The 20,746-nt window shown below is 56.8% G+C and carries 22 protein-coding genes and 1 pseudogene; 18 read left to right on the top strand and 5 right to left on the bottom strand.

Annotated elements, in window-relative coordinates; genetic code table 11:
- Positions 1-292: 292 nt before the first annotated feature.
- On the top strand, positions 293-1,246 hold the full coding sequence (locus tag ACMWKA_RS24810; protein ID WP_414760679.1) for a nickel/cobalt transporter: 954 nt from the start codon (positions 293-295) through the stop codon (positions 1,244-1,246).
- Between the two features lie 33 nt (positions 1,247-1,279).
- Here ACMWKA_RS24810 and proP read toward each other — a convergent pair whose 3' ends face one another.
- Positions 1,280-2,782, bottom strand: coding sequence for a glycine betaine/L-proline transporter ProP (proP, locus tag ACMWKA_RS24805; protein WP_013095119.1), 1,503 nt, complete (start codon positions 2,780-2,782; stop codon positions 1,280-1,282).
- 649 nt (positions 2,783-3,431) lie between these two features.
- Here proP and kdgT point away from each other — a divergent pair.
- Complete coding sequence (kdgT, locus tag ACMWKA_RS24800) at positions 3,432-4,424, top strand: 2-keto-3-deoxygluconate transporter (protein ID WP_013095118.1); 993 nt, start codon at positions 3,432-3,434, stop codon at positions 4,422-4,424.
- 43 nt (positions 4,425-4,467) lie between these two features.
- Here kdgT and ACMWKA_RS24795 read toward each other — a convergent pair whose 3' ends face one another.
- Together ACMWKA_RS24795 and crfC are read right to left on the bottom strand one after the other, a co-directional pair.
- Entirely contained in the window at positions 4,468-5,343 is an 876-nt protein-coding gene (locus tag ACMWKA_RS24795) for a diguanylate cyclase regulator RdcB family protein (RefSeq protein WP_336243057.1), read from the bottom strand.
- Complete coding sequence (crfC, locus tag ACMWKA_RS24790) at positions 5,340-7,694, bottom strand: clamp-binding protein CrfC (RefSeq protein WP_414760678.1); 2,355 nt, start codon at positions 7,692-7,694, stop codon at positions 5,340-5,342. The genes ACMWKA_RS24795 and crfC overlap by 4 nt, the downstream gene beginning before the upstream one ends.
- Positions 7,695-8,294: 600 nt before the next feature.
- On the opposite strand from crfC, the gene ACMWKA_RS24785 reads away from it, so the two are divergent.
- From ACMWKA_RS24785 to phnP, 16 genes are all read left to right on the top strand, one after another.
- Complete coding sequence (locus ACMWKA_RS24785) at positions 8,295-8,630, top strand: zinc ribbon domain-containing protein YjdM (protein WP_013095115.1); 336 nt, start codon at positions 8,295-8,297, stop codon at positions 8,628-8,630.
- Between the two features lie 80 nt (positions 8,631-8,710).
- Positions 8,711-9,154 (top strand): VOC family metalloprotein YjdN, encoded by a 444-nt coding sequence (yjdN, locus tag ACMWKA_RS24780; protein ID WP_023621457.1) that lies wholly within the window; start codon positions 8,711-8,713, stop codon positions 9,152-9,154.
- Between the two features lie 173 nt (positions 9,155-9,327).
- On the top strand, positions 9,328-10,116 hold the full coding sequence (gene phnC, locus ACMWKA_RS24775; RefSeq protein WP_013095113.1) for a phosphonate ABC transporter ATP-binding protein: 789 nt from the start codon (positions 9,328-9,330) through the stop codon (positions 10,114-10,116).
- A gap of 23 nt (positions 10,117-10,139) precedes the next feature.
- On the top strand, positions 10,140-11,156 hold the full coding sequence (gene phnD, locus ACMWKA_RS24770) for a phosphonate ABC transporter substrate-binding protein (protein ID WP_414760677.1): 1,017 nt from the start codon (positions 10,140-10,142) through the stop codon (positions 11,154-11,156).
- Positions 11,157-11,212: 56 nt separating this feature from the next.
- Positions 11,213-11,992 (top strand): phosphonate ABC transporter, permease protein PhnE, encoded by a 780-nt coding sequence (gene phnE, locus ACMWKA_RS24765; RefSeq protein ID WP_013095111.1) that lies wholly within the window; start codon positions 11,213-11,215, stop codon positions 11,990-11,992.
- Positions 11,993-12,012: 20 nt separating this feature from the next.
- Entirely contained in the window at positions 12,013-12,738 is a 726-nt protein-coding gene (gene phnF / locus ACMWKA_RS24760) for a phosphonate metabolism transcriptional regulator PhnF (RefSeq protein WP_013095110.1), read from the top strand.
- The gene (gene phnG, locus ACMWKA_RS24755; protein WP_148790491.1) at positions 12,739-13,191 is read left to right on the top strand and encodes a phosphonate C-P lyase system protein PhnG; all 453 of its coding nucleotides are present in this window, start codon (positions 12,739-12,741) and stop codon (positions 13,189-13,191) included.
- Positions 13,188-13,772: a phosphonate C-P lyase system protein PhnH gene (gene phnH / locus ACMWKA_RS24750; protein WP_048970943.1), complete on the top strand. Its 585-nt coding sequence runs from the start codon at positions 13,188-13,190 to the stop codon at positions 13,770-13,772. The genes phnG and phnH overlap by 4 nt, the downstream gene beginning before the upstream one ends.
- Positions 13,772-14,836 (top strand): carbon-phosphorus lyase complex subunit PhnI, encoded by a 1,065-nt coding sequence (locus ACMWKA_RS24745; protein ID WP_414760676.1) that lies wholly within the window; start codon positions 13,772-13,774, stop codon positions 14,834-14,836. Before phnH ends, ACMWKA_RS24745 begins: the two co-directional genes overlap by 1 nt.
- A complete protein-coding gene (gene phnJ / locus ACMWKA_RS24740) occupies positions 14,829-15,674 on the top strand; it encodes an alpha-D-ribose 1-methylphosphonate 5-phosphate C-P-lyase PhnJ (RefSeq protein WP_013095106.1) in 846 nt (281 codons plus the stop codon). Before ACMWKA_RS24745 ends, phnJ begins: the two co-directional genes overlap by 8 nt.
- Positions 15,671-16,426, top strand: a complete 756-nt coding sequence (phnK, locus tag ACMWKA_RS24735) for a phosphonate C-P lyase system protein PhnK (protein ID WP_013095105.1) — start codon at positions 15,671-15,673, stop codon at positions 16,424-16,426. Before phnJ ends, phnK begins: the two co-directional genes overlap by 4 nt.
- Positions 16,427-16,511: 85 nt before the next feature.
- Positions 16,512-17,192, top strand: coding sequence for a phosphonate C-P lyase system protein PhnL (gene phnL / locus ACMWKA_RS24730; RefSeq protein WP_013095104.1), 681 nt, complete (start codon positions 16,512-16,514; stop codon positions 17,190-17,192).
- On the top strand, positions 17,189-18,325 hold the full coding sequence (gene phnM, locus ACMWKA_RS24725; RefSeq protein WP_045294838.1) for an alpha-D-ribose 1-methylphosphonate 5-triphosphate diphosphatase: 1,137 nt from the start codon (positions 17,189-17,191) through the stop codon (positions 18,323-18,325). Before phnL ends, phnM begins: the two co-directional genes overlap by 4 nt.
- Positions 18,322-18,873, top strand: a complete 552-nt coding sequence (phnN, locus tag ACMWKA_RS24720; protein ID WP_086528220.1) for a ribose 1,5-bisphosphokinase — start codon at positions 18,322-18,324, stop codon at positions 18,871-18,873. The genes phnM and phnN overlap by 4 nt, the downstream gene beginning before the upstream one ends.
- The gene (phnO, locus tag ACMWKA_RS24715; protein WP_023621470.1) at positions 18,866-19,300 is read left to right on the top strand and encodes an aminoalkylphosphonate N-acetyltransferase; all 435 of its coding nucleotides are present in this window, start codon (positions 18,866-18,868) and stop codon (positions 19,298-19,300) included. Before phnN ends, phnO begins: the two co-directional genes overlap by 8 nt.
- A gap of 9 nt (positions 19,301-19,309) precedes the next feature.
- Positions 19,310-20,068: a phosphonate metabolism protein PhnP gene (gene phnP / locus ACMWKA_RS24710; RefSeq protein ID WP_057072552.1), complete on the top strand. Its 759-nt coding sequence runs from the start codon at positions 19,310-19,312 to the stop codon at positions 20,066-20,068.
- A 52-nt stretch (positions 20,069-20,120) separates the two neighbouring features.
- Here the strand turns inward: phnP and yjdP are convergent, their stop codons facing one another.
- Complete coding sequence (yjdP, locus tag ACMWKA_RS24705) at positions 20,121-20,444, bottom strand: DDRRRQL repeat protein YjdP (protein ID WP_395999280.1); 324 nt, start codon at positions 20,442-20,444, stop codon at positions 20,121-20,123.
- A 78-nt stretch (positions 20,445-20,522) separates the two neighbouring features.
- Positions 20,523-20,648, bottom strand: a pseudogene (locus ACMWKA_RS24700) (GNAT family N-acetyltransferase); the annotation flags it as partial.
- Positions 20,649-20,746: the final 98 nt, after the last annotated feature.

Raw genomic sequence — 20,746 nt, 5'->3', positions numbered from 1 at the left:
AGAGTCAACCCTGAATTTCAGGATTTTTTCTCTTCAACCGACCGGGTTGTTTGTGAAGTGATTCACATCCGCCGTGTCGATGGAGGCGCATTATAGGGAGTTCCCGAGCGACCGCAACCGAAAAGTTGCAAAAAGATGACTGACTGCTGTATTCCCCAGCAAAACCCCGCTTTATACCCTTTTACACACAGACTTATCCACAATACAACGCGTAAGCTTCATAAGAACCCACGGATTGAGGGGGATAATCAACTATACTATTGGCAAATATTTTCCCTGACAGACAATATCCATGATCACACAACGCCTCACCCGAGACTGGCGCATTCCTGGCGCTGGCCTCATGACGCTGCTACTCCTTATTGCGGGCTTCACTCTGCACGCACACTGGGGGTCTTTCATCCAGTGGTGTCTTGCTACGCAAATCACCCTGCACCGTTATCTGGTGATGTACCTGTTGCAGCTTAATAACCATCAGTACAGCGGTGGCTTATGGCTATTAACCGGCGCGTTCTTCTATGGCGTACTTCACGCTATCGGGCCGGGGCACGGCAAATTCATTGTCACTACCTATCTCAGTACAAATAAAGAGAGCGAACTGGCTGCCCGGGTCGTGCCTTTTTTTGGCAGTATGCTGCAGGGCGTCAGCGCCATTCTGTTTGTCTTTATTCTGGCGGTGGGGTTTAACCTGGCGTCCGGGGATATCAGTACCAGCCGCTGGTATGTCGAGAAGATTAGCGCGGTCCTCATTGGCGCATTCGGCGCGTTTATCATTTACCAGGCGCTGAAAAGCCTGCGCCCGCGCAGGATGGCAATCTCCGCCATCACGCCCCTTCACCAGCATGATGAACATTGTGGCTGCGGCCATCACGGCGTAGGGGCAGACCTTGCGCAGGGTGACTGGAAAACCCGTCTGGGTGTAATTCTGGCGATCGGCGCGCGTCCGTGCAGTGGGGCCATTATGATCCTGATGTTTTCGAATGCGCTGGGCATCGTCACCTGGGGAATGGCCGCGGTAATGACCATGTCGCTGGGAACCGCGCTATCGATTATGGGGCTATCGCTGGCCGTGCGTTACGCCCGGGAGCGCACGGTCGCCTGGTTTGGCGGCGGCGCCTCGCTGAAGTGGCTGGTTCCGGCGGTCAAGATTGCTGGCGGGATTGTTCTGATCCTGTTTGCGACCATCCTGTTCCTGACGGTGATCCCCATCAGCGCCAATGGCGATTACATCGCCGCAGGATGCTAATAAAAGAAAACCCGCCAGCGGCGGGTTTTTTGATTACTCGTTGATGCGTGGATGTTGGTCCACCAGTCGGGAGCGTTTCTTCTGCAGTTCTTCAATCTCTGCGTCAATATCTTCAATCTTCTGCTCGACGTTATCGTAGTGCTCGCGCAGGATCTCTTTCGCTTCCTGAATATCCGATGCCGCAGGCGTCGCCCCTTTCAGAGGACGGTTCGCCGTCTCCTTCATGGTAATACCCGTAATCAAACCAATCACCGCGATAACCATCAGGTAATAAGCGGGCATCATCAGGTTTTGCGTGCTTTCCACCAGAGAGGCGGCAAGCGTCGGCGTCAGACCGGCAATCAGAACCGAGATGTTAAAGGCCGCCGCCAGCGCACTGTAGCGAATATGCGTCGGGAACATGGCCGGTAGTGTAGAGGCCATCACCCCGATGAAGCAGTTGAGGATCACCGCCAGCATCAGCAAGCCGGCAAAAATCAGGCCCAGCACATTGCTGTTAATCAGAATGAATGCCGGAATAGCAAGGGCAAACAGCGCAACGCTACCCAGAATAATGAACGGTCGACGGCCAAAGCGGTCACTCAACAGCCCCATAATCGGTTGCACAAACAGCATACCCACCATGATGGCGATAATGATCAGCACACCGTGGTCTTCCGAGTAGTGCAGGTTATGCGACAGATAGCTCGGCATGTAGGTCAGCAGCATGTAGTAAGTCACGTTCGTGGAGATCACCAGGCCGATACAGACCAGCAGGCTGCGCCAGTGTTTGGTCGCGATCTCTTTAAAGGAGACTTTCGGGCCATCCTGCAGACCTTCGCGGTCACCCTGCTCGAGCTTATCAACGTGCTGCTGGAACGCAGGCGTCTCTTCAAGCGCATGACGCAGGTACAGGCCAATGATCCCCAGCGGCAGCGCGAGGAAGAACGGAATACGCCAGCCCCATTCAAGGAAATTCGCCTCACCAACCACGGTTGAAATCAGCACCACCACGCCCGCCCCCATGACGAACCCGGCAATGGAACCAAAGTCCAGCCAGCTTCCCATAAAGCCGCGTTTACGGTCCGGGGAGTACTCTGCAACGAAGATCGAGGCACCGGTATATTCTCCCCCTACGGAGAATCCCTGAGCCATCTTACAGAGCAGCAGCAATATTGGCGCCCAGATGCCAATCGAAGCATAAGACGGGATCAGGCCGATACAGAATGTACTGATCGACATAATGACAATGGTGATTGCCAGGATCTTCTGACGACCATATTTATCACCAAGCATACCGAAGAACAGACCACCAAGCGGGCGAATGAGGAAGGGAACCGAGAACGTACCCAGCGCGGCAATCATCTGCAGGCTGGGGTCGGCGCCGGGGAAGAACACTTTACCTAACGCATAGGCCACGAAGCCGTAGACACCAAAATCGAACCATTCCATCGCATTACCGAGCGAGGCGGCAGTGATCGCTTTACGCAGTTTTGCATCATCGATGATGGTGACGTCGCGAAGCGTGATGGGTTTAATCTTTTTCCTTCTAAGCATAGCTTTCCTCGTAGACTCAGCCCTGTCCATTTCACCGGCCATCTGGTGAACCGTGAAACGGGGATCCGCTCCATGCGAATCGCCTTATTCAAGCGTAGCAGGTTTACTTACATTGACGTTTTACGTCGATACAACCGAACCTGTTGACGCCTGTCTGGGCAGTTAATGACCTTTTTACCCTACCAGCGTTTATATTTGTGATCAACTTCACATATATTTTTCCGTATCGTCAACTGAGTTCAATATTTGTCAATTGCCGCCCATCAGCTCTTTCTTATCCACCAAAAAAGAACATGCTCACGCACGTTATTATCGCCTGCACAACAATTCTCAAAACCATACTGCGTCACATCAGATTTACATAAATTTTAAATATTAAAACGCGGTTCGAATATTTACGCCGAATATGTGATAGAGATAACTAAAACACTGTTTTATTTTCATTGAATCATCATTCCAATGATCGCATGATAAATCCGCACGCAACGTCCAGCGGGCTTTTGAGCGGCATGAATCAAGAGCGCGCGATTAATTTCCCTGAAAGGATAACGAAGCGCCAGGCTAAGCATCCTTTCAATTAACTGAATTTGTTGATTTTATTTTCGATAGCATTCCGTCCGCCACGCGGGACACGATGTGAGGGTTGTACATGAAGATTAAAGCCACAATAGAACGCATCCCCGGCGGGATGATGCTGGTTCCTCTGGTGCTTGGCGCCATTCTGAATACCCTGGCACCTGATACCGGTGCTTATTTTGGTGGTTTCACAAAAGGAATGATTACGGGAACCGTGCCCATTCTGGCCGTCTGGTTCTTTTGTATTGGAGCATCTATTAACCTGCGGGCAACGGGCACCGTATTACGTAAATCCGGAACGCTGGTTATAACGAAAATTGCGGTTGCCTGGGTTGTGGCAATGGTCTGTGCACTGTTCATTCCGGAGAATGGCATTCAGACCGGATTCTTCGCCGGATTATCCGTTCTGGCCATTGTCTCCGCGATGGATATGACTAACGGTGGGCTCTATGCCAGCCTGATGAACCAGTACGGCACAAAAGAGGAGTCTGGCGCCTTTGTGCTGATGTCTCTGGAGTCCGGTCCGCTGATGACGATGTTGATTCTGGGCTCGGCGGGGCTGGCCTCGTTTGAACCACACCACTTTGTCGGCGCGATCCTGCCTTTCCTGATCGGTTTTGCGCTGGGGAATCTGGACCACGATCTGCGCGATTTCTTCAGCAAAGCCACGCCGGTGCTGATCCCGTTCTTCGGCTTCGCGCTGGGGAATACCATTAACCTGAAGGTGATCCTCGATACCGGTCTGCTGGGTATTGTCCTGGGCGTGGCTGTTATCATTATCACCGGCATTCCGCTGATCATTGCCGATCGCGTAATTGGCGGAGGAAACGGAACGGCAGGTGTAGCCGCCTCTTCAGCCGCCGGGGCCGCCGTGGCGAATCCGGTAATCATTGCCCAGATTAACCCGGCTTTCGAACCGGTTGCGGCCTCGGCAACGGCGCTGGTTGCCGCCAGCGTGATCGTCACCGCCATTCTGGTGCCCATCATCACGGCCCTGTATGCGAAGCGCTTCGGCAATCTCCCCGAGCCGGATACAGAACCGAAAGCGGTAGAGCTTCATCATTAACGCACCGCATAAGACCGGCCCCTCTCCCCACCGGGTGAGGGGTTCAACCAAAAATTTCTTCCACCATCCCATCCACCAGCCGCTTTGCCGAACAGAGTCTCGGCATACCCAGCGCGACCGTTTGCCAGTTTTGGGTTACTGACCAGCTCACCGGGTGGCTGTCCGCCTGACACCAGTCCCCCAGCCAGCCCAGCATATCTTTATGATCGATGCTCCCCGGCGTTGAGGGGGTTGTGAGCCATTGATGATAAAAATGGCGGGTAGTGGGAGAAGCATTGATCCCCTGCGCCAGATAATTTGCCGCCATGCTGCGCAGGTTATCCTTGAGCATTGCCGCCACGTCCGCATTCGCCAGACGACAGGCATCGCCAAATGCTCCCCAGCGCAACTCTTCCAGCACAATGTAGCAACGCCCGGCCAGCGACCAGCCATCATAGTGTCCCGCCCGCCAGCGGGTAAAAATCTGCTCGCTATGATCGCCCGCCTGCACCGTTAACCCACGCTGGGACAACGCCTTTTCTTTATAGACTGCGCGTTGAAGAAAATGGGAAGAGAGTTCAGCGTACTGCTGAACCAGGCCCGGCGAGGGCTGCGTACGCAGAGAGGTTTGCTGGCGCAGGGCAACCAGTTTATCGGCCATACGCGTCAGCGCGAGATGCCCCGGATCCAGCATGCCGGCCAGCTTTTCCGCCAGCCCCAGGCGCAGAGCCGCATTTTCGTTGAGCATTCCCGCCATTGCCCACGGTCGCAGCCGGGTGTGCGTCATGATCTCCTGCGTCAAACGCTCACGAAACTGCAGCTGTTGCGGCCCCAGATGGGTATGACGCGGCGCGTCTACCCCCTGGACCAGATCGACCATAAATTTAGGATGGATACACTCCAGCGTCCGCCCGGGACCGTCCAGTAGCTGTGTTGTCATGGTTGCTCTGCCGCGAAAAGAGTTTGAATATCATCGCGTAACAGTCGGGTATCTTCCTGAATCCACGTCGCAGTCGTGATACTTTGTTTCAACAGCTGGCTGAGCGATCGGGTCGAATGCTCATTTTGCTGACGGACTGCGAGGCTATCACGCAAGCTTTCCTGTAACCCGGCAAGGCATAACGAAAATTCTGCAAAGAACGTTGCCATACCCGCCGTAACAGAGACATCGACCTGCGCGGTTAAAGCTTTACGGATTTGTTCACAAAACTGATCAATATGCTGCATAAACTTGTCATGCAGCTGCGCAATATCAATAACGTATCGCGTGCGCGTCGCCACATAATCTTCCCAGCCCCAGCCAGGATTGTTCAGCCAGCGCGACACCGTTTCCCGTACACTTCCCGCAGCCGATGGCTGGCCTGCCGGACGGGTATCCTCCGCGATGGCATCAGTAAACAGCGCCCGCGTATTGAAGTTCAGCTGATGTGCCTGAAATGCCGGGAAACTGATCCGCGCCCGGAAACCGGCATGGCTGAGCTGCTCTTTAATACGCAGCTCAATGGGCCGCATCGCCTCATTCAGCGAACGCGCCAGCGTAGACTCCAGCTGATCGAAGCGAAGCGCCAGCTCCCGGCTGATTTTCGTCTGTGCGTCCAGCATGACCTGCTCGCAGGCGGAGCGGATGCTGTTCAGTACCGTTTGCGCCTGCCTTTCATCATCCAGCACCAGCTGCGTCAGCGCCTCCGGCGCATCCTGCCGATGATTCAGCGGATCAATACCTGCCAAATCAAGTAGCGTGTGGCTGTTGAAGATATGGCCAATCGCCTGCTGAAGGGCTCCTTTCTGCAACGCCATAAAATCGTCAGTGGCGTGGAGGGCCTGCTCCACTTCGTGTTTGACTTCTTCGCTGGCCACGCGCTGCCGTGTCTGCAACAGAGCCATATCCTCTTCAAGACGCGTAATATTCAGCTCCAGCGATTCAAAGGCCACCGTCAGGGCCTGATAGCGAAAATCGAGATACTCTCTGGCATTTTGGGCATAGTTGAGCAGCTTATGCGACGCCGAACGCAGCGCAAATAACGACGCATTGGCATAGGCGGCGTAAATCAGTTTGCGGATAGGTTGTTCAAATAACGAATCTTCCCACAGCAAATCAGCCGCATGACGAATATGTTCGATATCGTCCAGGTCCGCCGTACGCCAGCGACGCCCCAGCGCGGCCTCGGCAAAGTCCTGTACCCAGCGCTGTTCCTGGTGATCCGGTAGCTGCCCATGGTTCGCCATCTCATAGCGGGCGCGGTTTGCCAGATAGGCCCACATCGACGAAACAGGGTAAATTTGTCCCGGAGAGATGTTCCCTTTCATTAAGGTCCCGGAGATCATCGCCCTGACCTGCTCTTCATCGTCGCTGTTGCGATCCTTCTGGTCGAATTTATTCACCAGCGCATACAAAGGCACCGATTTTCCCGCTACCGAAATGGCCTGACGAACCTCTTCATCAGAAATCGATTTGAGCTGGGTATAGTCCATCACCGCCAGCACCGCGGAGGCGCGGGACAACTGTTCGGTGAGCATTTTTTGCAGATGGGGCTGCCCGGCTTCATTTGGCCCAGGCGTGTCCAGCAGCGTCAGCTGCCCCAGGTGCGCATCCAGACCCGCAAGATGCACAAACTCCACCTCAATCACCGGTATATGTTCTATCGCCGCGTACTCAGAGAATGGGAAGGCCACATCCAGCGCCTGAGAGAGCCTCACCAGGTCGTTCAGGCTTTTCAGACAATGAAATATCGGCTGCGCCCCAAGGTGGTGCTTCTCGAAAGCCTCGCCTCTTTCAATTCTCTCCAGCAGCGTATTCATGTCTTTATCGATTTCCAGACGCTGCGCCAGCTTACCGCGATCGTCATCGCAGAGCTTTTTCTGTAGCAGTTGGATCAAATCATCAATGGGAGAGACATGCGTAAAATGCAGTACCGGCTCTTTCTGGCCCGGCGTATGACGAATAAGGGTCGGAAGCGCCGTCATCGGACGGTTGCGGTTGGGCAATACTTCGGTGCCCACAATCGCATTAATGGTGGTCGATTTCCCCGCCTTCATGGTTCCAACAATAGCCAGCACCATTTCCAGACGGGTTATTTTGCGCAATTCACTATTCAGCATCGCCTGCTGTGCTTCGACACCACGCGCGCTAAAATGCAAAGGTAAAACGTTGTTCTTTTCACCCGTAATGGCCGTCGCGGTACTCTCCAGCATCGCTATCGGCATTGATTTCAAGGTATCAAGGTTTTGCAGGGCGAGTTGTAGCAACCGTTCTGCTTCCTGGCTTAATTCAAAAATTGTCTGTGTGTGCATGATAAAAGCCTTTCCTTAACGCAAATTTATTACTTTTATTAAGCCACCGGGTTTTAATTATGTTTTTCGGCTTATATGATCACGTGTGGAAAACATGTTCACCGAAATATAACTGATTGAAGACAATCAGAAATAAATCGCTATCCTTGCATGGCGTGAAAAGCTTTTCTCCTGACCTGATAGTCAAAAGATAAAAAGCGTAGCCCATTTTTAAGAAACTTCAGGATATATCATCATTATTTACCCACCTAAAAAGAGAGGGAATGGTTCAGCGTCATAACAGATGTACGACGACGAAAACCGGCGATAAATAACAATGTGTCGCTTCACCTTATCCGAAATGGCGGAACGTAGCAATTTGCCGCAATAAAATATTCGATATATTCAGTGTCAATTCTTCCCAACACGTTAATGGCGTTAGCATCGCTTAACCGACTGACAGAAAGTGTCACCCGCAACACGCTTTTCGGTTTTTTTTTATTAAACAATATCACCGACAATCGTGTGGATTTGCGTTATACTTGCCCTCTTTTTCGGCGCTCTGCCGTCATTTTGCTGGCACTTTCCAGCGTGTTAAGCACTTTTTTGAGGATACCCCCGATGCAACTTCCACACTGCCCGAAATGCAATTCTGAATACACCTATGAAGATAATGGCATGTTCATCTGCCCGGAATGCGCCCACGAATGGAACGACGCAGAGCCGTCACAGGATGCTGACGTGCTGATTGTAAAAGATGCTAACGGTAACCTGCTGGCAGATGGCGACAGCGTCACCGTCGTCAAAGACCTGAAGGTTAAAGGCAGCTCTTCCATGCTGAAGATCGGGACCAAAGTGAAGAATATCCGTCTGGTTGAAGGCGATCATAATATCGACTGCAAAATTGACGGTTTTGGTCCAATGAAACTGAAATCTGAGTTTGTGAAAAAGAACTGATTTACCCGCCCGGTGGCGCTTCGCTTACCGGGCACACACCCACTACACTTAATGGGCTTTTCTTACGTGAGGTAAAGATTATGCCGTTAAGTCCCTACATCTCTTTCGCCGGCAACTGTGCAGAGGCAACCGCCTTTTATCAGCAGGCCGTCGGCGCAGAACTCCTCTATAAAATCACCTTCGGCGAAATGCCAAAAAGCGAGAGCAGCGAAGAAGGCTGCCCGTCTGGCATGCAGTTCCCGGACTCCGCTATAGCCCACTCCAACGTTCGCATTGCGGGCAGCGATATCATGATGAGCGATGGCCTGCCGCCGGGCAGTAAGGCGCAGTATGCCGGATTCACGCTGGTTCTCGACACACAGGATGTCAATGAAGGCAAACGCTGGTTCGACAATCTCGCGGATGGCGGAAATATTGAAATGGCCTGGCAGGAGACCTTCTGGGCGCACGGTTTCGGTAAGGTCACCGACAAATACGGCGTGCCGTGGATGATTAACGTCGTTAAGCAGCAACAAAGTTCGTAGGCCGGATAAGCGCAGCGCATCCGGCAACAACCCCGGGTGGCGCTGCGCTGACCGGGCCTGGAAAGATTGTCATCGTTTTCACTTCAACTCTTCAAACTCCCGCAACCTGCACTTAACCCAAATGTCATATTGATGCGCCAGCATGAGGCCACATTTATTGTGAGGCCCAGCATATGCAAACCGTCATCCGCGTAGAGAAACTGAGCAAGACCTTTCATCACAACAAGGCTCTGCATGCCGTTGATCTGACCGTCCAGCAGGGCGACATGGTAGCGCTGCTGGGGCCATCCGGTTCAGGTAAATCCACCCTTCTGCGTCACTTAAGCGGCCTGATTACCGGCGATAGCATCCCGGAAAGCCACGTCGAACTGCTGGGCAACACCGTACAGCGCGCAGGGCGACTGGCGCGGGATATCCGCAAAAGCCGCGCGCAGACAGGCTGCATCTTCCAGCAATTTAATCTGGTAAATCGACTGACGGTGCTGGAGAACGTGCTGATTGGCGCGCTCGGCAGCACCCCATTCTGGCGCACCTGTCTGCGTTGGTTCTCCCCGTTACAGAAGCAAGAGGCGTTGCGGGCACTCACCCGCGTAGGCATGGCACACTTCGCCCATCAGCGCGTCTCCACCCTCTCCGGTGGACAACAGCAGCGCGTGGCCATCGCCCGTGCCCTGATGCAGAAAGCGAAAATCATCCTTGCCGACGAGCCCATCGCCTCGCTGGATCCGGAATCCGCCCGCATCGTGATGGAAACCCTGCATGACATTAACCAGAACGACGGCATCACCGTGGTGGTGACGCTGCATCAGGTGGATTACGCCCTGCGCTACTGCGAGCGCATTGTCGCCCTGCGTCAGGGACATGTGTTCTTTGATGGCGCAAGCCACCAGTTTGATAACGAACGTTTTGACCATCTCTACCGCAGCATTAACCGTGTCGAAGAGAACGCGAAGGCTGCATAACGTCCCCACTACGAGGAATGGAAATGAGCTATAAAACGGTTGCCGCGCTGGCTTTCACCAGCATGTTCAGCATCAGCACCCTGTTAAGCCCTGCGTACGCCGAGGAGCAGGAAAAAGCGCTGAACTTTGGCATTATTTCAACGGAATCACAGCAGAACCTGAAGCCTCAGTGGGAGCCCTTCCTGAAAGATATGGAAAACAAACTGGGGATCAAAGTAAACGCCTTCTTCGCCCCGGATTACGCGGGCATCATCCAGGGGATGCGCTTTAACAAAGTGGACATCGCCTGGTATGGCAACCTCTCCGCCATGGAAGCGGTGGATCGTGCAAACGGCCAGGTCTTTGCCCAGACCGTTGCTGCCGATGGCTCTCCGGGTTACTGGAGCGTGCTGATCGTCAACAAAGACAGCCCGATCAATAACCTCAACGATATGCTCGCCAAACGCAAAGAACTGACCTTCGGCAACGGCGATCCGAACTCCACTTCTGGCTTCCTGATGCCGGGCTATTACGTCTTCGCCAAAAATAATGCCTCTGCCAGCGACTTCAAGCGCACCGTCAATGCCAGCCATGAAACCAACGCCCTGGCCGTGGCCAACAAGCAGGTGGACGTCGCCACCAACAACACCGAAAACCTCGACAAGCTGAAGACCTCCGCACCGGACAAGCTGAAAGAGCTGAAGGTGATCTGGAAATCCCCTCTTATCCCGGGTGACCCGATTGTCTGGCGCAAAAACCTCTCTGAAAGCACCAAGGACAAGGTGTACGACTTCTTTATGACCTACGGCAAAACGCCGGAAGAGAAAGCCGTGCTGACGCGTCTGGGCTGGGCACCGTTCCGCCCGTCGAGCGACCTGCAGCTGGTCCCGATTCGCCAGCTGGCGCTGTTTAAAGAGATGCAGGGCGTGAAGGACAACAAGGGGCTTAAGGACGAGGAGAAGACCAGCAAAGTGGCAGCTATTCAGGCCCAGCTGGAAGACCTGGACCGCCTGACCGCCGCGCTTGGTGCAATGACCAGTGTGAATAAAGCGGTGCAGTAACTTAAGTCCCCTCTCCCTCTCCCACGGGGAGAGGGAGAATACACAAAGGAGTCAACATGCAAACCATCACCCTCCCACCGCCGAAACGCAGCTGGTTCTCGCTATTTAGCTGGGCCATCCTGCTGGCGGTGCTGGTTATCTCCTGGAAGGGCGCGGAGATGGATCCGCTGCTGCTGTTTAAAGACGCCGGTAACATGGCCACCTTCGCTGCCGACTTCTTCCCGCCCGATTTTAGCCAGTGGCAGGACTATCTCGGCGAAATGGCTGTCACCCTGCAAATCGCCGTCTGGGGGACCGCCCTGGCCGTCATCCTCTCCATTCCGTTTGGCCTGATGAGCGCGGAAAACATCGTTCCGTGGTGGATTTATCAGCCGATGCGCCGCCTGATGGACGCCTGCCGCGCCATTAACGAAATGGTGTTCGCGATGCTGTTCGTGGTCGCCGTGGGTCTGGGGCCGTTCGCGGGGGTGATGGCGCTATTCATCCACACCACCGGCGTGCTCTCCAAGCTGCTTTCCGAAGCCGTGGAAGCCATTGAACCCGGCCCGGTCGAAGGTATTCGCGCCACCGGCGCCAACAAAATTGAAGAGATCCTTTACGGCGTGCTGCCCCAGGTCATGCCGCTGCTGATCTCCTATTCGCTCTACCGCTTCGAATCTAACGTCCGTTCCGCCACCGTCGTCGGCATGGTCGGCGCAGGCGGCATCGGCGTCACCCTGTGGGAGGCGATCCGCGGTTTCCAGTTCCAGCAAACCTGCGCCCTGATGGTACTCATCATCATCACCGTCAGCCTGCTGGATTTCCTCTCTCAACGTTTGCGTAAGCACTTCATCTGAGAAGCGAGGCTTTGATTGGTATGCACTTATCCAGACATCCGACCAGTTACCCTACCCGCTGGCAAGAGATTGCAGCAAAGCTCGAAGTGGAGCTGCGCACCCATTATCGCTGCGGAGACTACCTGCCAGCCGAACAGCAGCTTGCAGACCGCTATGAAGTGAACCGCCACACCCTGCGTCGCGCCATCGATCAGTTGGTTGAGCGCGGATGGGTACAGCGCCGTCAGGGCGTCGGCGTGCTGGTGCTGATGCGCCCGTTCGATTACCCGCTCAATGCCCAGGCGCGCTTTAGTCAGAACCTGCTCGACCAGGGAAGCCATCCCACCAGCGAAAAACTGCTCTCCGTGCTGCGTCCGGCCTCCAGCCATGTAGCCGATGCGCTGGGTATTCAGGAGGGCGACAACGTTGTGCATCTGCGCACCCTGCGCCGGGTCAATGGCGTGGCGGTCTGCCAGATAGATCACTACTTCAGCGACCTGAGCCTCTGGCCGGTGCTGCAACACTTCTCCAGCGGTTCACTGCATGACTTTTTGCAGGACGCCACGGGTCTTGTGCTCAAACGTACCCAGACGCGTATCAGCGCCCGCCGCGCGCAGGCGAAAGAGAGCAAGGTGCTGGAGATCCCCAACATGGCTCCGCTGCTCTGCGTGCGCACCCTCAACCACCGTGACGGCGAGATCAACGCAACGGAGTACTCCGTCAGCCTGACCCGCGCCGACATGATTGAATTCACCATGGAGCACTGAATGCATTTCGACACCTCCACCCGTCAGCGCTGGATGCGCGCCCTGGCCCATAGCCAGCCTGCTGCACTGGCGATCCGCATGAACGCGCTTAACCTGACGCCAGACTATGAAACGCTCCGCGCGCCGGAAATTGGCCTGGTACAGATCCAGGCAAGAATGGGCGGTACCGGGGAGCGCTTTTTCGCCGGTGATGCCGCCCTCACCCGCGCGGTCATTCGTCTGAGCAGCGGCACGCTGGGTTACAGCTACGTGCTCGGTCGCGATAAACCGCACGCCGAGCGCTGCGCGGTGATCGACGCCCTGCTGCAGGAACAACCCCATTTCCAGACCCTGATGGAAACCCTGATTGCCCCGCTGGAAGCCGACCTCGCCGCGCGCACTGCCGCACGTCAGGCGCAAGTCAATACCAGCCGGGTCGACTTCTTTACGCTTGTTCGCGGAGATAACGCATGACGCTTCAACCCGCTTTTACCCTGGCCGTCCAGGATGCCCAACACAGTTTTCGTCGCCTGCTGAAAGCCATGAGCGAGCCTGGCGTGATTGTCTCCCTGCATCAGCTCTCCCAGGGCTGGCTGCCGCTGAACCTGGCGACCACCAGCGTACTGCTGACCCTCGCCGACAACGATACCCCGGTGTGGCTTTCGGGGACGTTATCCAATGACATCGCCAGCCAGAATCTGCGTTTTCACACTAACGCCCCGCTGGTTGAGCAGCCCCGTCAGGCGGTGTTTGCCGTTGCCGATGAACAAATCAGCCATGAGCAGCTCAATGCCCTGAGTGAAGGCAGCGCGGTAGCACCGGAGACCAGCGCCACGCTGATCCTGCAGGTCACCAGCCTGAGCGGTGGTCGCATGCTGCGCCTGACCGGGGCGGGGATTGCCGACGAACGCATGGTCGCGCCACAGCTGCCGGAGTGCATTATTCATGAGCTGACCGAACGCCCGCATCCGTTCCCGCTGGGCATTGACCTGATCCTGACCTGCGGCGAGCGCCTGCTGGCGATCCCGCGAACCACCCACGTGGAGGTGTGCTGATGTACGTTGCCGTCAAAGGGGGCGAGAAGGCCATCGTCGCCGCCCATGCGCTACAGGCGCACAGACGACGGGGTGATGAACAGCTTCCCGAGCTGAGCGTCGCCCAGATTGAGCAGCAGTTGAACCTGGCGGTGGATCGGGTGATGACCGAAGGCGGCGTCGCCGACCGCGAGCTGGCGGCGCTGGCGCTGAAGCAGGCCAGCGGCGACAACGTCGAAGCCATCTTTTTGCTGCGCGCCTGGCGCACCACCGTTCCCCGCCTGGCGGTGAGCGAGCCGGTCAATACGGCAGAAATGCGCCTGGAGCGGCGAATTTCCGCCGTTTATAAAGATATTCCCGGCGGCCAGCTCCTTGGCCCTACGTACGACTACACCCACCGCCTGCTGGATTTCACCCTGCTGGCGAACGGCGAAACGCCGACGCTCAGCACCACGGAGACAGGGCAGGAAGCATCTCCGCACGTCTTTAGCCTGCTGGCGAAGCAGGGTCTGGCAAAGGCTGAAGAAGAGACCGGAGCGCAACCCGACGACATCACCCGCACGCCTCCCGTTTACCCCTGTTCACGCTCGTCTCGCCTGCAGCAGCTGATGCGCGGGGACGAAGGCTATCTGCTGGCGCTGGCCTATTCAACGCAGCGCGGCTACGGGCGTAACCACCCGTTTGCGGCGGAGATCCGCAGCGGCTATCTCGACGTCGAAATCATCCCCGAAGAGCTGGGTTTTGCTGTGAACGTCGGTGAACTGCTAATGACCGAGTGTGAAATGGTGAATGGTTTTGTCGCACCTGACGACGACACCCCACACTTTACCCGCGGTTACGGGCTGGTCTTTGGCATGAGCGAGCGTAAAGCCATGGCGATGGCGCTGGTTGACCGCGCCCTTCAGGCGCCGGACTACGGCGAACAGATTTCCGGCCCGGCACAGGACGAAGAGTTCGTGCTGGCCCATGCGGATAACGTCGAGGCGGCGGGCTTTGTTTCGCACCTCAAGCTGCCGCATTACGTTGACTTCCAGGCCGAACTGGAACTGCTGAAACGTCTGCAACGGGAGCGTGAAAATGGCTAACCTAAGCGGCTACAACTTTGCTTATCTGGACGAGCAAACCAAACGCATGATCCGCCGCGCCATCCTGAAAGCGGTCGCTATCCCCGGCTATCAGGTGCCGTTTGGTGGTCGAGAAATGCCGATGCCTTACGGCTGGGGCACCGGGGGCATTCAGCTTACCGCCAGCGTCATCGGTGAGTCAGACGTGCTGAAGGTCATCGACCAGGGAGCCGACGACACCACCAACGCCGTGTCGATTCGCAACTTCTTTAAGCGCGTGACGGGCGTCAACACCACCGAAAAAACCGAAGATGCGACGCTTATCCAGACCCGCCACCGCATTCCCGAAACGCCGCTCACTGAAGATCAGATTTTGATTTTCCAGGTGCCGATCCCGGAGCCGCTGCGCTTTATCGAGCCGCGCGAAACCGAAACCCGCACCATGCACGCCCTGGAAGAGTACGGGGTGATGCAGGTGAAGCTGTATGAAGATATCGCCCGCTTCGGCCATATCGCCACCACCTACGCCTACCCGGTGAAGGTCAACGGGCGCTACGTGATGGATCCGTCGCCGATCCCGAAATTCGACAACCCGAAAATGGACATGATGCCTGCCCTGCAGCTGTTCGGTGCCGGGCGCGAAAAGCGCATCTACGCCGTCCCGCCCTACACCCGCGTGGAGAGTCTCGATTTCGATGACCACCCGTTCACGGTGCAGGAGTGGGACGAGCCGTGCGCCATCTGCGGCTCGAAGCACAGCTATCTGGATGAAGTGGTGCTGGATGATACGGGCAAACGGATGTTTGTCTGCTCCGACACCGATTACTGCCGCCAACAGAGCGAGGCGAACAGCCAATGAAACCGCTGCTTTCAGTGAATAACCTGACCCACCTATACGCGCCGGGCAAAGGCTTCAGCGACGTCTCGTTCGAGCTGTGGCCGGGCGAGGTGCTGGGAATTGTCGGTGAATCCGGCTCGGGTAAAACCACCCTGCTGAAGTCCATCTCCGCGCGCCTGGCCCCGCAGAACGGCGAGATTTTGTATGAGGGCGCCTCCCTCTATGGCATGAGCGAGGCTGAACGTCGCCGCCTGCTGCGCACCGAATGGGGCGTGGTACATCAGCATCCGCTGGACGGGCTGCGTCGTCAGGTCTCGGCGGGAGGCAATATCGGCGAACGGCTGATGGCGACCGGCGCGCGGCACTACGGCAACATCCGGGAAACCGCACAGCGCTGGCTGACCGATGTGGAGATCCCCGCCTCGCGCATCGACGATTTGCCCACCACCTTCTCCGGCGGCATGCAGCAGCGCCTGCAGATCGCCCGTAACCTGGTCACCCACCCGAAGCTGGTGTTTATGGATGAACCCACCGGTGGGCTGGACGTCTCCGTGCAGGCGCGCCTGCTCGACCTGCTGCGCGGTCTGGTGGTGGAGCTAAACCTGGCGGTGGTGATTGTCACCCATGATCTGGGCGTCGCTCGCCTGCTGGCAGACCGTCTGCTGGTAATGAAGCAGGGTCAGGTGGTGGAAAGTGGGCTTACCGACCGCGTGCTCGACGATCCGCTCCATCCTTACACCCAGCTGCTGGTGTCATCCGTGTTGCAGAATTGAGGGCGCCACCTGGCAAAACGAACGCCGTACTTTGTAGGCCGGGTAAGCGAAGCGCCACCCGGCAAGAAAACGCCACGAGGCCAAAATGATCCACGTAGAAAACGTAAGTAAGACCTTTGTGCTCCACCAGCAAAACGGCGTGCGTCTGCCGGTGCTGCAAAATGCCTCTCTGAAGGTGAACAGCGGCGAATGCGTGGTGCTGCACGGCCACTCCGGCAGCGGAAAATCCACCCTGCTGCGCTCCCTGTACGCCAACTATCTGCCGGACGAGGGGCACATTCATATTCGCCATGCCGATGAATGGGTCGACCTGGTTCAGGCCCCCGCGCGTAAGGTGCTGGAAGTCCGCCGCTCGACGATCGGCTGGGTGAGCCAGTTTCTGCGGGTGATCCCGCGGATCTCCGCTCTGGATGTGGTCATGCAGCCGCTGCTGGATCTCGGCGTGCCGCGCGAAACCTGCGCCGCCAAAGCCGCCAGCCTGCTGACGCGCCTCAATGTGCCCGAGCGCCTCTGGCATCTTGCCCCGTCGACCTTTTCCGGCGGCGAGCAGCAGCGCGTGAATATCGCTCGCGGGTTTATCGTCGACTACCCGATTTTACTTCTTGATGAACCCACCGCTTCGCTCGACAGCAAAAACAGCGCGGCAGTGGTGGAACTGATCGAACAGGCCAAAGCGCGCGGCGCGGCGATCGTCGGGATCTTCCACGACGAGAGCGTTCGCAACCGCGTGGCGGACAGGCTGCACCCGATGGGGACAAACGTATGATTATCAATAACGTCAGGCTGGTGCTGGAAGATGAGGTCATCGACGGCTCGATTGAGATCCGCGACGGCGCGATCCGCGCGTATGCCGAAACCCGAAGCCATTTGCCCGAAGCGATGGACGGCGAAGGCGGCTGGCTGCTGCCAGGGCTGATTGAGCTGCACACCGATAATCTGGATAAATTCTTCACCCCACGGCCGAAGGTGGACTGGCCCGCCCATTCGGCGATGAGCAGCCACGACGCGCTGATGGTTGCCAGCGGCATCACCACCGTGCTGGATGCGGTGGCGATTGGTGACGTACGCGACGGCGGCGATCGGCTGGAGAATCTGGAAAAGATGATCAACGCCGTGGAAGAGACGCAAAAGCGCGGTCTTAACCGCGCCGAACATCGCCTGCACCTGCGCTGCGAGTTGCCGCATCATACCACCCTGCCGCTGTTTGAAAAGCTGGTAGACCGCGAGCCAGTGTCGCTGGTCTCGTTGATGGACCACTCGCCGGGGCAGCGCCAGTTCGCCAGCCTCGAAAAATACCGCGAGTATTACCAGGGCAAATATTCACTTAACGATGTGGAGATGGCGCGCTACGAGGAAGAGCAGCTGGCGCTGGCGGCACAGTGGTCACAGCCGAACCGTGTTTCGATTGCCGCAATGTGCCGGGACCGTAGCATCGCGCTGGCCAGCCATGATGATGCCACGCACGATCATGTCCGCGAATCCCACCAGCTTGGCAGCGTGATCGCTGAATTTCCTACCACGTTTGAGGCGGCAGAAGCCTCCCGCGCACACGGCATGAACGTGCTGATGGGGGCACCGAATATTGTGCGCGGCGGCTCGCATTCCGGCAACGTGGCGGCAAGCAAACTCGCCTCGCTCGGCCTGCTGGATATCCTCTCTTCCGACTACTACCCCGCCAGCCTGCTGGACGCCGCCTTCCGCGTCGCGGATGACGACAGCAACCGCTTCACGCTGCCGGAGGCAATTCGCCTGGTAACGAAGAACCCGGCATCGGCGCTTAATCTTCACGACCGGGGCGAGATAGCCGAAGGAAAACGGGCGGATCTGGTGCTGGCCCACCGTAAGGGCGAGCACATCCATATCGACCACGTCTGGCGTCAGGGAAAACGGGTGTTCTGATGGGAAGAGTTATCTGGTTAATGGGGCCCTCCGGCTCCGGGAAGGACAGCCTGCTGTCCGCCTTACGGCAGCGGGAACACCCGCAGCTGCTGGTCGCACATCGCTATATTACCCGGGCGGCGAATGCCGGTAGTGAAAACCATATCGCCCTGAGCGAACAGGAATTTTTCACTCGCGCCGGGCAGAATCTGCTGGCGCTCAGCTGGCACGCCAACGGCTACTACTACGGGATCGGCATTGAGATCGACCTGTGGCTACACGCGGGTTTTGACGTGCTGGTCAACGGCTCTCGTGCGCATCTGCCCCAGGCACGCGCCCGGTATGCCTCGGCGCTGCTGCCGGTCTGTCTGCAGGTTTCGCCGGATGTCCTGCGCAGCCGCCTGCAAAGCCGCGGACGCGAAAGCGAAAAAGAGATCGCGCAGCGACTCGAACGCGCAGCGCGCTATACCCCGGCGGATTGCCACATCCTCAACAACGACGGAAGTTTGCTACAGTCAGTCGATAACGTTTTATCACTTATCCGTCAGAAGGAGAAACAGCATGCCTGACTGCACGCTTCGCCCCGCCACCGCCGATGATGCGCAAATCGTTTACGCCCTGATCTGCGAGTTAAAACAGGCCGAATTTGATCATCAGGCGTTCCACACCGGGTATCTGGCCAATCTGCAGGACCACAATATGCGTTATCAGCTGGCAGAGCTGAATGGACAGGTAGTGGGTATGATTGGCCTGCATATGCAGTTTCACCTGCACCACGCCAGATGGATCGGCGAAATACAGGAGCTGGTGGTGATGCCCGAGGCGCGTGGTCTTAAAGTGGGGAGCCAACTGCTGGCATGGGCAGAGGACACCGCGCGGCAGGCGGGCGCGGAGCTGACGGAGCTCTCCACCAGCGTCCGGCGGCTGGACGCCCACCGTTTTTATGTTCGTGAAGGGTATACGCAGAGCCATTTTCGTTTCACCAAACCGTTGTAGAGGTGCACGATGAGTCTGACCATCACGTTAACGGGCACCGGCAGTGCCCAGCTGGTCCCGGTGTTTGGCTGCGATTGCGCGGCATGCCGCCGGGCACGTCTGCAGGAGAATTATCGTCGTCGGCCCTGTAGCGCGGCCGTCAAATTCAATGATGCGGTGACGCTACTGGACGCGGGTATTCCGCACCTGATGGACGACTGGCCAGCCGGCAGCTTTCAGCAGTTTTTGCTGACCCACTACCATATGGATCACGTTCAGGGGCTGTTTCCCCTGCGCTGGGGCGTTGGCGCGACGATCCCCGTTTACGGCCCGCCGGATGAAGCCGGATGTGACGATCTCTTCAAACACCCGGGCATTCTGGATTTCAGCCATACGCTGGAGCCGTTTGTGATGTTTGAGCTGCAGGGCTTGCGGGTGACGCCGCTGCCGCTCAACCACTCGAAGCTCACCTTTGGTTATCTGCTGGAGTCCGCCCACAGCCGCGTGGCGTGGCTCTCTGATACCGCCGGATTGCCGGAGAAAACGGTGAAATTTCTGCTTAACAACCAGCCGCAGGCGATGATCATCGACTGTAGCCATGAACCGCGCCCGCAGACGCCGCGCAACCATTGCGATTTAAACACCGTGGTGGCACTGAACGAGGTGATTGGCTGCCCGCAGGTGATCCTGACCCATATCAGCCATCAGTTTGACGAGTGGATGATGGATAACCCGCTGCCGGACGGCATCGAAGCGGGATATGACGGCATGGTGTTGGTGCTGGATTAGGTTTTCTCCCTCTCCCGTGGGAGAGGGTTGGGGTGAGGGCAACACGCCGCACTTAACCGCGATCGTAATCGTCTTCTAACCGCCGCTCATCCTCTTCCAGGCGTCGTCTGTCGTCATCAAGCTGGCGCTGGCGCTCGTCTAAACGGCGGCGTCTGTCTTCAAGCTGCCGACGGCGGTCGTCATACTGACGGCTATCAATGCGACGGTCATCGTCATAACGATCGTCATCATCGTTGCTGCGGCTGCTGCCGGGGTTATAGGCATCGTTGATCGCCTGCTGAATGTTGCCAATGGCATCATCAATCACATCGGCATGCGCCAGTTGGCTGGAGAGTGCCAGCAGACCAAATAACAGAGCGGTAGAGTAACGTTTCATAAGGCCAGACTCGCAGGTGAACTGGCCTTACGGTAATTAACCGCAAACGGGAGAGGTAGCGGAGGAATCTCAAATTCTTTAGCGAGGCGACGCTTCCATTATTTGACGCACTCGCTGTTTATTCTCTGCGACCAGCACAATCCCGGAGCATTTTTGGTCCGGAGAATGACTCCAGATGCGGTCTTCAGGAATACATCCTCCGTCTGGATTGGCCCCTATATTTCCATACACTTTTTATCACTTAACCCATGACTGGTTCGTCGCCGCAGATATTCCCGTGGCGAACGATACCCCAGTGCACT

It is taken from the genome of Enterobacter sp. 03-F-07-AD-ECC, assembly GCF_047530935.1.
GTDB classification, from domain to species: Bacteria; Pseudomonadota; Gammaproteobacteria; order Enterobacterales; family Enterobacteriaceae; genus Enterobacter; species Enterobacter cloacae.
Note: the sequence above shows the minus strand (reverse complement) of the source record. Positions and strands in the feature narration are given on the sequence as shown.

Coding starts and splice junctions, on each gene's coding strand:
- phnE (WP_013095111.1), top strand. CDS start 11,213: ATGCAAACCATCACCCTCCCACCGCCGAAACGCAGCTGGTTCTCGCTA.
- crfC (WP_414760678.1), bottom strand. CDS start 7,694: ATGCACACACAGACAATTTTTGAATTAAGCCAGGAAGCAGAACGGTTG.
- kdgT (WP_013095118.1), top strand. CDS start 3,432: ATGAAGATTAAAGCCACAATAGAACGCATCCCCGGCGGGATGATGCTG.
- phnO (WP_023621470.1), top strand. CDS start 18,866: ATGCCTGACTGCACGCTTCGCCCCGCCACCGCCGATGATGCGCAAATC.
- phnG (WP_148790491.1), top strand. CDS start 12,739: ATGCATTTCGACACCTCCACCCGTCAGCGCTGGATGCGCGCCCTGGCC.
- phnP (WP_057072552.1), top strand. CDS start 19,310: ATGAGTCTGACCATCACGTTAACGGGCACCGGCAGTGCCCAGCTGGTC.
- yjdN (WP_023621457.1), top strand. CDS start 8,711: ATGCCGTTAAGTCCCTACATCTCTTTCGCCGGCAACTGTGCAGAGGCA.
- proP (WP_013095119.1), bottom strand. CDS start 2,782: ATGCTTAGAAGGAAAAAGATTAAACCCATCACGCTTCGCGACGTCACC.
- phnL (WP_013095104.1), top strand. CDS start 16,512: ATGATCCACGTAGAAAACGTAAGTAAGACCTTTGTGCTCCACCAGCAA.
- phnK (WP_013095105.1), top strand. CDS start 15,671: ATGAAACCGCTGCTTTCAGTGAATAACCTGACCCACCTATACGCGCCG.
- ACMWKA_RS24795 (WP_336243057.1), bottom strand. CDS start 5,343: ATGACAACACAGCTACTGGACGGTCCCGGGCGGACGCTGGAGTGTATC.
- ACMWKA_RS24745 (WP_414760676.1), top strand. CDS start 13,772: ATGTACGTTGCCGTCAAAGGGGGCGAGAAGGCCATCGTCGCCGCCCAT.
- phnF (WP_013095110.1), top strand. CDS start 12,013: ATGCACTTATCCAGACATCCGACCAGTTACCCTACCCGCTGGCAAGAG.
- yjdP (WP_395999280.1), bottom strand. CDS start 20,444: ATGAAACGTTACTCTACCGCTCTGTTATTTGGTCTGCTGGCACTCTCC.
- ACMWKA_RS24810 (WP_414760679.1), top strand. CDS start 293: ATGATCACACAACGCCTCACCCGAGACTGGCGCATTCCTGGCGCTGGC.
- phnD (WP_414760677.1), top strand. CDS start 10,140: ATGAGCTATAAAACGGTTGCCGCGCTGGCTTTCACCAGCATGTTCAGC.
- ACMWKA_RS24785 (WP_013095115.1), top strand. CDS start 8,295: ATGCAACTTCCACACTGCCCGAAATGCAATTCTGAATACACCTATGAA.
- phnJ (WP_013095106.1), top strand. CDS start 14,829: ATGGCTAACCTAAGCGGCTACAACTTTGCTTATCTGGACGAGCAAACC.
- phnC (WP_013095113.1), top strand. CDS start 9,328: ATGCAAACCGTCATCCGCGTAGAGAAACTGAGCAAGACCTTTCATCAC.
- phnH (WP_048970943.1), top strand. CDS start 13,188: ATGACGCTTCAACCCGCTTTTACCCTGGCCGTCCAGGATGCCCAACAC.
- phnM (WP_045294838.1), top strand. CDS start 17,189: ATGATTATCAATAACGTCAGGCTGGTGCTGGAAGATGAGGTCATCGAC.